Below are 10476 nucleotides of genomic sequence, written 5' to 3'. Positions count from 1 at the left end.
CAATCACATCAAACTCACTTGGGATGTAAGAGAAGTCAATTTCACCCGTCATCTTGTCGGCTCTTTCAACTCGGATACGGATTTGCTGACCTACACGGAAGGTTGTTCCTGATTTCTCCCCACGAAGAGTCAAATCCCGCTCATTGAAATGATAAAATTCAGGTAGATTAGTGATGTGAATCAAGCCTTCAACTGTATTCGGCAATTCGACAAAGAGACCAAACTTGACAATGCTGGACACAACCGCATCGTACTCTTCACCCACGTATTCTTCCATGTACTCAGCCTTTTTCATGGCTTCGACTTCACGCTCAGCCTCGATGGCACGACGCTCACGGTTGGAAGACTGGGTCGCAATCTCTGGAATCACTTGTTCAAAATGCTCGGCTATTTCTTTAGAACGGCCGTAATCCCGAATCATACGGTGAACAAGAAGGTCTGGATAACGACGAATCGGACTAGTAAAGTGAGTATAATAGTCAGCCGCTAATCCATAATGGCCGTGATTGTGCTCCGAATAGCGGGCCTGTTGCATGGAACGGAGAAGCATCATGGACAATACATCTGCATAAGGTTCTCCCTCAACAGCACGCATGATGTCTTGGAGGGTCTCTTGGCTAATCTCACTGGCAGTCCCATAAATGCGCAAGCCAAAGCTCGAAGCATAATCAATAAACTTCTGAACTTTTTCAGCCTTAGGTTCCTCGTGAATTCGATAAATGAAAGGTAGATCCAGCTTGCTAAAATGCTCGGCAACTGTTTCGTTGGCTATCAACATGAAGGACTCAATCATACGCTCGGCAATGCCACGCTGACGAAGGACGATATCAACAGGCTTACCCTGTTTATCCACTAAAATCTTCGCTTCATTGGTATCAAAATTGAGGGCTCCACGTTTCACACGCATATTTTCTAAAGTTTCATGAAGCTTGGCCATGAGTTCGATACTTGGAACAATTTTCTGATATTCTTGTCTCTTCTCCTCGTCACCTGATAGGATATCATTGACATCGCTATAGGTCATACGAAAACTGGTCTTGATAACTGTTTGTGTAATGGTGTAGTTGACTACACGACCATGTTTATCAATTTCCATAATGGCAGACTGGGTCAGGCGGTCAACTTGAGGATTGAGGGAACAGATGCCATTTGACAGTCGTTCTGGAAGCATTGGAACCACTCGGTCTGTTACATAGACTGAAGTCGCTCGGTTAAGGGCTTCCTTGTCAAGGGCAGAACCCTCGGTCACATAGTAGGAAACATCTGCGATGTGAACACCAAGCTCTAGATTTCCATTTTTCAAGGTCTTGATATGCACCGCATCGTCCAAGTCCTTGGCATCCGCACCATCAATGGTAAAGGTAATCTCATCTCTTAGATCCAGACGACCTTCCATATCCTTTTGAGACGGAGCATCAGGAACACTTTCTGCTTCCTTGACAACAGCTTCTGGAAACTCAGATACAATGTCCATAGATTCCAAAACCTCAAGAACATCAATTCCGACATCCGTTGAGTGTCCCACCACATCGAGAACACTCGCGACAAAGAAATCATGTTTCTTGCTTGGGTATTTATCGATAAAGACCTTGAGAACTTCTGTTCCCTCTAGTTTAAGGGCTGGTTTCTTCACATAAATCGGTTGACTGATTTTCTGGTTTTTCGAACGGATATAGCCGGCATACTTGGGCTTTTCCTGATCTAGAACGATTTGACCGACAACAGTTGTCAGGCTGTGTTCTAAGATATCAATAATTTTGGCTTCGGCAGCTGTTCCTTTATTTCGGTCAGCGACTTTCTTAATCACGACCTCGACGGTATCACCATCAATAGCGTAGTTGACATCGTTTTTCCCTACAAAAAGGTCGTCCTCCTCACCTTCCAGACTAACAAATCCAAAGCCATTTTTATGGGCATGAAAAATCCCCTTGAGAGTAATCTCATGTTTTTTCTTAATTTCTAATGTCAGACTACCATCTTCTTCAAAACGAATCTGGTGCTTCCTTTCCATTAGGGACAAGGTTTTAATCAACTCACGAAAATCCTTGGAACCGTCTTTTCCCAAAGCCTGAGCCAAGTCATTGACAGTCACCTTTTCCTTGTCTTGTAAATATTCTTTTATTCTATCTTTCATATTTTCTTTCTAGATTATTTAATTTCCTTTTACTGTAAAACCTTCACAAACATCATTTAAAAATAAAAAGAGGCAAAGACCTAGTCCTGCCCATTATTTTCTTATCTACTTGATAATACCGTCAATGCTAAGGCAATGGCTAGCCAGAAAAAGACTAAAATCCCTGTCAAACGCTGCATTACAGCTTCAAAACCGCGTGCTTTACTGCGTTCAAACAAATCACCTGAGCTGGCATCAAATACATTGCTGGATTGGTTTTTGGTTGGTTGCATGAAAATCGCAATCACAATCACAACAGATAATACTAATAAAATGGTTAATAATAGGTTATACATATCAAACTCCTTAAAATCCCTATTATTTTACCATAAAATCTACTTAGATTCAAGATGTAGGGTTACTTTTCTTTCCTTGGGACAATACTTTAAAACCTCGATCTTGTCTGGATGGGTTTTTGAGTTTTTACTGGTTAGGTAATTGATACTGCCACAAGAGGAGCATTTGAGATTAATTTTTACTCGCACTAGATTTCCTTTACTTTTAATAATGATCGAAATTGAAGAAGGTTAAAGAGACAACTAAAGGCAACACAAAGGCTTGTCGCATAAAATACTGCATGGTAGCCAAATTGACCTGCTACTGCAGAACCTGCCATAGGCCCAACGACACCTCCCAGATAAAAGAATACCTGATTAAAGGCAAAGACCCTCGAAATACCAGCTTTGGGAGTCATTTTGCTGAGTAGCGCATTAACCCCGGGAATCAAGGCACCGGTTCCCAGGCCAAAGAGGAATCGATAGAGTCCCAGTTGGAGAGGACTAGAGGCATTGGCACAGAGAAGATAGATGATAACTGAATAAAACTGGGCTACAACTAAGAGACGATGATTGCCCACCTTGTCACCTAGCTTTCCCATGACTCCTGCACTCATCATACTGGAAAAGCCCATACTGGATACAATCAAACCTGATACAAAGAGAAGATTCTCTTTCTGGCCTAAGTAGCGCACATAAAGTGCTAAAATAGGGCCGATTGATTGGGCTGAAAATTGGATGACAAAACTGGTTAGAAAAAGATTAACCAAAAGATAGGGATATTTGACAGAGGTAAATAATTCCTTTGTTGGAATGGCCTTTTCCTTGGCTACTGGTTGAAAATCTTCCTTGATAAAGCAAATAGTCAAAACAGCAGCTAAGAATAGAAAACTACCAACCAGTAAGAAAACCGTACGAATGCCAAATAATTCTGCGATAAAGCCACCAATAAAGGGACCAGTTAGAGTACCTGCAACTACTCCTGTGGACAAAGTCCCAAGAGCAGAACCCGATTTCTCCTTGGGAACCTGACTGGCTATCAAGGCCGTTGCATTGGGAACAAATCCTGCAAATACACCGTTTAATAAACGAAGAAAGATCAACCAATAGATATTTGGGACAAAGGCCAATCCTCCCATAGTAATGGTCATGGCTAGACCTGCACGAATCATCGTGGGTTTTCGACCGTATTTGTCGGCAAGGATACCCCAGATAGGAGAAAAGAGTGCTGCGGAAATAGCAGAGACAGAAATAGCTAAACCTGCATAAAAAGCAGCTTGATCACTCCCTACACCCAGATTTTCCACAAAGATGGGCATAAAAGGCACAACCAAAGAAATACTGGCTCCAGTCAGAAAATTACCAAACCAGGCAATGCGCAAATTATCCTTCCAATTAATCTCTGTCATCTTGCCTACCTCCCTCAAGCAGGGAGAACACCTGAGTAAGAAGCTGGTCCTGATTTCCATTATTGTTTAAAACATGGCTGGCCAAATCTTTCTTTTTCTCTAAAGGCCACTGGGCTGCCAGACGAAACTCAGCTTCATCTTTAGACAAGTTGTCCCTTTTCATTAAGCGTTCTACTTGAATATCTCGGTCCACATAGACCAACCATGTCTCATCAAACCAAGCGCTGTAGTCCTGTTCAAAAAGTAGGGGAATATCCATGAAAAAAATGGATTCTGTCCGAGCCAATTGCTCTCTTAATGTAGCTAGTTCCTCACGGATAATCTTTCCTTGGATTCGCTTAGACCATTCTCGTTCTTCAGGATTTGAAAAGATGAGACTAGCTAGGAGAGGGCGATTAAGTTCTCCGTTTTCAAGGATGATTTCTTGCCCAAAATGCTGGACTAGAGCCTGAAATAGACGACCACCAGGTTTCTGTAGTTGGTGAACAAGAGCGTCGGCATCCACCACTTGAAAGCCTTGCTTTCTTAGAAAATTTGTCACGGTTGACTTGCCAGAGGCAATTCCACCTGTGATTCCGATGATTTTTCCCATCAGCCCCTCCTTTGGCACTGAGAACAAAAATGGGTGCCTCGTCCGCCTAATTGGATTTTCTCAATGATGGTGCCACAGCGTACACATTCTTGACCAGCCTTGTCATAGACTTGATGAAAATCCTGCATGGTTCCATCTTCCCCAAAGGCATTGGTATAGGTCCGAATGGTAGAACCACCTTTTTCAACAGCCTGTCCCAAAACAGCGATGGTCTGGTCATGAATGGCAGTCGCTTCTTCTGCTGTCAGAGTCTGGGAAGGTCTAGCTGGATGAACCTGAGCTCGCCAAAGAACCTCATCCACATAGATATTGCCAAGTCCAGCTACCAAGGTCTGGTCTAGAAGATGGGATTTGATAGGCTTTTTGGACTTGGCTAGGGCAGCTTGAAAGACCTGCACATCAAAGTCTTGTTCGCTTGGTTCAGGACCTAATTTTTTAGAAATAAAGTAGGCATCCAAAAGGTCAGGAGACAAGAGTTCCATAGTACCAAACTTGCGTACATCCTCATAAACAAGGGTTCCACCGTCTTCAAACTGAAAGAAAACATGGGCATGCTTGCGTTCAGGTACTTGGTCTGGATAGTAAAAATACTTGCCCTCCATCCGCAGATGGGAAATCAAGACCTTGTCTGTCAGGTAGAAAATCAAATATTTACCACGACGTCCCATTGACTCAACAACTTGACCAGGCACTTCCTTTCGAAACTCGTCCAAATCTGTCTTAATCATCTTGGGATAGCGAATTTCTATACTCGAAATCTTCTTACCCAAAATCAATTTTTCTAAGCCACGACGAACGGTTTCAACCTCAGGTAATTCAGGCATAAGTCCTCCTTCTGTAAAAACAAGAAGCAGGCATGAGCCCACCTCTACTTAGTATTCTTTTTCATTATAGCCAAAGTCAGCCAAATCTAGCTTTTTATCGCGCCAGTTTTTCTTGACCTTGACCCAGGTTTCTAGGAAGACCTTATCTCCTAGCATAAGTTCGATATCACGACGGGCCATACTACCAATTTTCTTAAGCATAGCGCCACCTTTACCGATGATAATCCCTTTTTGGCTATCACGCTCGACCATGATGGTTGCACGGATGTGAACCTTGTCTGTCTCTTCATCTCGTTTCATAGAGTCAACAACTACTGCGACAGAATGCGGAATCTCTTCACGAGTTAGGTGCAAGACTTTCTCGCGAACCATTTCTGAAACCAAGAAACGTTCTGGATGGTCTGTGATTTGATCAGACGGGAAATACTGGAATCCTTCATCTAGATTTTCACTCAAAATATCCACTAGACGAGAGACGTTATTGCCCTGAAGGGCTGAGATTGGTACAATTTCCTTAAAGTCCATCTGATTACGGAAATCATCAATCTGAGACAAAAGTTGGTCTGGATGAACCTTATCGATCTTGTTCACAACCAAAATGACAGGAACCTTGGCAGCCTTGAGACGCTCGATAATCATATCATCCCCCTTACCACGCGCTTCATCAGCAGGTACCATAAAAAGAACGGTGTCCACTTCACGAAGGGTGCTATAGGCAGATTCGACCATAAAATCTCCGAGAGCTGTTTTAGGTTTATGAATCCCTGGTGTGTCGATAAAGACAATTTGCTCCTTATCAGTCGTGTAAATTCCCATAATTTTGTTGCGCGTTGTCTGCGCCTTGTCACTCATAATGGCAATCTTTTGCCCCATGACATGATTTAAAAAAGTTGACTTCCCAACATTGGGACGTCCTAAAATGGCTACAAAGCCTGATTTAAAAGTCATAATTTCCTCTTGATATTTAAAATAATAAATCCCAGATTCGTGGGAGAAAAATCAATGCGCCTGTTAAGGCTGCGAAAAGAGAGACCACTAATACCGCGCCAGCCGCCATATCCTTGGCATTTTTAGCCAGCATAGAAAAGTGATAGTGACTGGCCAAATCCACCACATTTTCAATAGCAGAGTTGATAATTTCAAAAGCTACTACCAAGAAAATGCTCAATAGGAGAAAGAGCCATTCGATTCGTGACACCTGAAAAACAAAACCTGTAAGAATGACTACAAGAGCCGTCACTGCATGTTTTCGCATATTGCGTTCTTCCTTGATGGCAGTAAAAATTCCTGTGAGGGCAAATTCTAAACTGGATATCAGGTCACGATTTTTCCATTTTCGTTTATTGTCTTGTGAGTCCATAGGCTGTCAAAATTTCTTCTTGTAAACTGAACATCTCCGCTTCTTCTTCCGGAGTGTAGTGATCATAGCCGTTGATATGTAAAAAGCCGTGTACTGCCAAGAAGCCCATCTCACGCTCAAAGCTGTGACCGTATTCCTCGGCCTGCTCATGTGCCTTATCGATAGAGATGAACAATTCCCCAATATAGGCATCAAACTCAGACATCATCTCTGCTAATTCTGGATTTTCAAGCAAATCTTCTTCGTCAAAGGCAATTTCCAACTCTGGTTTATATTCAAGGCTGATGACATCTGTCGGACGGTCGGTGTCACGGTACTCCAGATTGAGTTCATGGCTACGCTCGTTGGTCACAAAAGTGACTGCCATCTCCTTGTCTTCTTTGCCTAATTTTTGGGCTGCAAATTCCAAAATTTCTTGGGTTTGTTGCAACATTTCTTTTGAAACTTGACCAGTTTCATCTACCATTTCAATATACATGTGCTTCTCGTTTCTCTTTACTTGGCTTTATTATACCACATTTCCATGATTTTATTCTACCTTTTTGATATAATACTATGGAATACAATCACAAGGAGAGAACGATGTCATTTGACGGATTTTTTTTACACCACATGGTTGAGGAATTGCGAAGAGAGTTAGTGAACGGTCGCATCCAGAAAATCAATCAGCCTTTTGAACAAGAATTAGTCTTGCAAATCCGTAGCAATCGCCAAAGTCATCGCCTGCTCCTTTCTGCCCATCCAGTTTTTGGACGCATTCAGCTGACCCAAACGACTTTTGAAAATCCAGCTCAACCTTCCACCTTTATCATGGTTTTGAGAAAATATTTGCAGGGTGCCCTGATTGAGTCGATTGAGCAAGTGGAAAATGACCGTATTGTGGAAATGACAGTTTCCAATAAAAACGAGATTGGAGACCATATCCAGGCTACCTTGATTATCGAGATTATGGGTAAACACAGTAACATTCTACTGGTCGATAAAAGCAGTCATAAAATCCTCGAAGTAATCAAACACGTCGGCTTTTCACAAAATAGTTACCGCACCTTGCTTCCGGGATCAACCTATATCGCTCCGCCAAGCACGGAATCTCTCAATCCCTTTACTGCCAAAGATGAGAAACTCTTTGAAATCCTGCAAACACGGGAAACGACAGCTAAACATCTTCAAAATCTCTTTCAAGGTCTGGGACGCGATACGGCAAATGAATTGGAAAACATTCTGGTTAGTGATAAACTATCTACTTTCCGTAACTTTTTCAGTCAAAAAACCAAGCCATGCTTGACTGAGACTTCCTTCAGTCCAGTTCCTTTTGCAAATCAGGTGGGAGAGCCTTTTGCAAATCTTTCTGATTTGTTGGACACCTACTATAAGGACAAGGCTGAGCGCGACCGCGTTAAACAGCAAGCCAGTGAACTCATTCGTCGTGTTGAAAATGAACTTCAAAAAAATCGCCATAAGCTGAAAAAACAAGAAAAAGAGTTACTGGCAACAGACAATGCGGAGGAATTTCGCCAAAAAGGAGAATTGCTGACAACCTTCCTCCACCAAGTGCCTAACGACCAAGACCAGGTTATCATGGACAACTACTATACTAATCAACCTATCACGATTGCGCTTGATAAGGCCTTGACTCCCAATCAAAATGCTCAACGCTATTTTAAACGCTACCAGAAACTAAAAGAAGCTGTCAAATACTTGACTGATTTGATTGAAGAAACCAAGGCAACCATTCTCTATCTGGAAAGTGTGGAGACCGTCCTCAACCAAGCTGGACTAGAAGAAATCGCTGAAATCCGTGAAGAATTGATTCAAACTGGTTTTATCCGCAGAAGACAGCGAGAAAAAATCCAGAAACGCAAAAAACCAGAACAATATCAGGCCAGCGATGGCAAAACCATCATCTATGTCGGACGCAATAACCTGCAAAACGAGGAGCTAACCTTTAAAATGGCCCGCAAGGAGGAACTTTGGTTCCATGCCAAGGACATTCCTGGAAGCCATGTTGTCATCTCAGGAAATCTTGACCCATCCGATGAAGTCAAGACAGACGCGGCAGAACTAGCCGCCTACTTCTCTCAAGGTCGCCTGTCAAATCTGGTTCAGGTAGATATGATTGAAGTCAAGAAACTCAACAAACCAACTGGCGGAAAACCAGGCTTTGTCACTTACACAGGACAAAAGACCCTCCGTGTCACACCAGACCCCGAAAAAATTGCATCCATGAAAAAATCCTGATTTTACTTGAAATCAGGATTTTCTTTTACATTTTATTCTGCAATCAAGGTTTCCAAACCAACCTTCATCATATCAGTAAAGGTATTTTGGCGTTCCTCTGCAGTCGTGTCTTCATCTGGATTGACCAAACTATCAGAGATAGTCATGATAGCAAGGGCGTCAACATGATGTTGGGCTGCCAAATAGTAGAGAGCTGCTGCTTCCATTTCCACAGCCTTGACTCCCCATTTACCAAGCTCGATGTTTTTTTCAAAGTAGTTTGAATAAAAGACATCAGATGACAAAACGTTCCCAACGTGGGTGGTCATACCGAGTTCTTTGGCGATATGGTAGGCCTTGTCCAGCAAATCAAAGCTAGCGATTTGTGGGAAATCATACTGTGGCCAGTCATTACGGATGATGTTAGAGTTGGTTGCCGCTGCCTGCGCCAAAACTAATTCACGGACGTGAACGTCTTCATTCAAAGAACCTGCTGTTCCCACACGGATCAATTTTTTCACACCGTAGTCAACAATCAACTCACGCGCATAAATCGAAATGGATGGCATCCCCATCCCAGTTCCCATGACAGATACACGGTGGCCTTTGTAAGTACCAGTGTAACCAAACATGTTACGCACTTCGTTAAAACAAACAGCATCTTCAAGGAAATTTTCTGCAATAAATTTAGCACGAAGAGGATCTCCAGGAAGAAGAATTTTATCAGCAATTTCACCCTGCTGAGCAGCAATATGGATAGACATAGTTAAGATATAAAGGGCGACAGAGAACAAAGTAAAAATAGGAAACTGACGACGCATCGCAGATGCTAGACAGTTTATCTTTTTTACACAGTTCTCCGCCCGTATTCAGTTCAATGAATACAGTTAACCCATCCTTTCTTTATTCTAAAATTTATAATCAGAAAGATACCAAACCCGTCAAAAAGCAAAGGGAAAATAGGAGTTGGGTGCAGTGAGCGATGCTCGCTAGACCAACTATCTTTTTCCCACTGCTTTTAGGGTGGGTTCAATTCCTTTCTTTCTTAATTTTGATGATATTGAGAAGATTAGACCGGCTTCAATTCAAGCCCGAACTCCCCTTCTCTTCTGAGTTTTTAGAAAAGTTTTCCGCTCGTGTTCAAATCAGAACACACGCTCTACCTTTCTTTTTTTATTTTTATATTTCATAGCTAGGAAAAATCGTATTCAATCATGACTCCGATAAGCCTACTACATTTTTATTTAAAACAGTTATTGATAAACTGACAATAGTTTTTAATCTTTTAAGATAAATCCCTGACTAGAAGAAATGGGCATTTCCTACCTAATTACTTTATTCTTTGACTTCTGACACAATATGCTAGCCCAAGGAAAGCGGTCTAGCATTTTTGCAAATTCATAGGCTAAAACAGCTGTTACTAAGAAATACGGAATAGAATCTATACCTAGCCCAGTGAAACCTATAACTAATCCGGTTGCAGACCAGGGAGCCTTCAAAGTCACGGACAAAAAGCAAACAGATCCCAAAAGTAAAGTGGTTGGCTGGCTATCCACACCTAGAATTATTCCAAAGAGGGCAGCTCCAGCCATCCCCAAGGCAAAAGATGGCGTAAGAGTACCACCA

General features: G+C 42.2%; 12 protein-coding genes. 1 reads left to right on the top strand and 11 read right to left on the bottom strand.

Annotation, left to right across the window (positions count from 1 at the left end; translation table 11 throughout):
• From rnr to ybeY, 9 genes are all read right to left on the bottom strand, one after another.
• On the bottom strand, positions 1–2134 hold a 2134-nt coding region (gene rnr, locus PAN06_RS10710; protein ID WP_269796287.1), incomplete at its 3' end, for a ribonuclease R.
• 101 nt (positions 2135–2235) lie between these two features.
• Entirely contained in the window at positions 2236–2469 is a 234-nt protein-coding gene (secG, locus tag PAN06_RS10705) for a preprotein translocase subunit SecG (protein ID WP_000282517.1), read from the bottom strand.
• 39 nt (positions 2470–2508) lie between these two features.
• Positions 2509–2658 carry a 50S ribosomal protein L33 gene (rpmG, locus tag PAN06_RS10700; RefSeq protein WP_001809104.1) on the bottom strand — a complete coding sequence of 50 codons (150 nt, stop codon included), beginning with the start codon at positions 2656–2658 and terminating at the stop codon, positions 2509–2511.
• Complete coding sequence (locus PAN06_RS10695) at positions 2658–3857, bottom strand: multidrug efflux MFS transporter (RefSeq protein ID WP_269796286.1); 1200 nt, start codon at positions 3855–3857, stop codon at positions 2658–2660. The genes rpmG and PAN06_RS10695 overlap by 1 nt, the downstream gene beginning before the upstream one ends.
• Positions 3844–4449 (bottom strand): dephospho-CoA kinase, encoded by a 606-nt coding sequence (gene coaE / locus PAN06_RS10690; RefSeq protein WP_269796285.1) that lies wholly within the window; start codon positions 4447–4449, stop codon positions 3844–3846. The genes PAN06_RS10695 and coaE overlap by 14 nt, the downstream gene beginning before the upstream one ends.
• Positions 4449–5273, bottom strand: coding sequence for a DNA-formamidopyrimidine glycosylase (gene mutM, locus PAN06_RS10685; RefSeq protein WP_269796284.1), 825 nt, complete (start codon positions 5271–5273; stop codon positions 4449–4451). Before mutM ends, coaE begins: the two co-directional genes overlap by 1 nt.
• A gap of 48 nt (positions 5274–5321) precedes the next feature.
• A complete protein-coding gene (gene era / locus PAN06_RS10680; RefSeq protein WP_000143264.1) occupies positions 5322–6221 on the bottom strand; it encodes a GTPase Era in 900 nt (299 codons plus the stop codon).
• A 16-nt stretch (positions 6222–6237) separates the two neighbouring features.
• Positions 6238–6633, bottom strand: coding sequence for a diacylglycerol kinase (locus PAN06_RS10675; protein ID WP_084924526.1), 396 nt, complete (start codon positions 6631–6633; stop codon positions 6238–6240).
• Positions 6614–7111 (bottom strand): rRNA maturation RNase YbeY, encoded by a 498-nt coding sequence (gene ybeY, locus PAN06_RS10670; protein WP_084924528.1) that lies wholly within the window; start codon positions 7109–7111, stop codon positions 6614–6616. The genes PAN06_RS10675 and ybeY overlap by 20 nt, the downstream gene beginning before the upstream one ends.
• A 104-nt stretch (positions 7112–7215) precedes the next feature.
• On the opposite strand from ybeY, the gene pavA reads away from it, so the two are divergent.
• Positions 7216–8871: an Rqc2 family fibronectin-binding protein PavA gene (gene pavA, locus PAN06_RS10665; protein ID WP_269796283.1), complete on the top strand. Its 1656-nt coding sequence runs from the start codon at positions 7216–7218 to the stop codon at positions 8869–8871.
• Between the two features lie 32 nt (positions 8872–8903).
• Here pavA and deoD read toward each other — a convergent pair whose 3' ends face one another.
• Together deoD and PAN06_RS10655 are read right to left on the bottom strand one after the other, a co-directional pair.
• Complete coding sequence (deoD, locus tag PAN06_RS10660) at positions 8904–9614, bottom strand: purine-nucleoside phosphorylase (RefSeq protein WP_000022091.1); 711 nt, start codon at positions 9612–9614, stop codon at positions 8904–8906.
• Positions 9615–10172: 558 nt separating this feature from the next.
• A partial coding sequence (locus tag PAN06_RS10655) for a chloride channel protein (RefSeq protein WP_269796282.1) occupies positions 10173–10476 on the bottom strand: 304 nt, incomplete at its 5' end.

This window comes from Streptococcus sp. SM3, from assembly GCF_027497875.1.
This window is presented reverse-complemented; position numbering and strand designations above follow the sequence as displayed.

Excerpts from the sequence above, each read along its gene's own strand:
- mutM (WP_269796284.1), bottom strand. The coding sequence starts at position 5,273 with ATGCCTGAATTACCTGAGGTTGAAACCGTTCGTCGTGGCTTAGAAAAA.
- coaE (WP_269796285.1), bottom strand. The coding sequence starts at position 4,449 with ATGGGAAAAATCATCGGAATCACAGGTGGAATTGCCTCTGGCAAGTCA.
- ybeY (WP_084924528.1), bottom strand. The coding sequence starts at position 7,111 with ATGTATATTGAAATGGTAGATGAAACTGGTCAAGTTTCAAAAGAAATG.
- PAN06_RS10695 (WP_269796286.1), bottom strand. The coding sequence starts at position 3,857 with ATGACAGAGATTAATTGGAAGGATAATTTGCGCATTGCCTGGTTTGGT.
- era (WP_000143264.1), bottom strand. The coding sequence starts at position 6,221 with ATGACTTTTAAATCAGGCTTTGTAGCCATTTTAGGACGTCCCAATGTT.
- pavA (WP_269796283.1), top strand. The coding sequence starts at position 7,216 with ATGTCATTTGACGGATTTTTTTTACACCACATGGTTGAGGAATTGCGA.
- deoD (WP_000022091.1), bottom strand. The coding sequence starts at position 9,614 with ATGTCTATCCATATTGCTGCTCAGCAGGGTGAAATTGCTGATAAAATT.
- PAN06_RS10675 (WP_084924526.1), bottom strand. The coding sequence starts at position 6,633 with ATGGACTCACAAGACAATAAACGAAAATGGAAAAATCGTGACCTGATA.
- secG (WP_000282517.1), bottom strand. The coding sequence starts at position 2,469 with ATGTATAACCTATTATTAACCATTTTATTAGTATTATCTGTTGTGATT.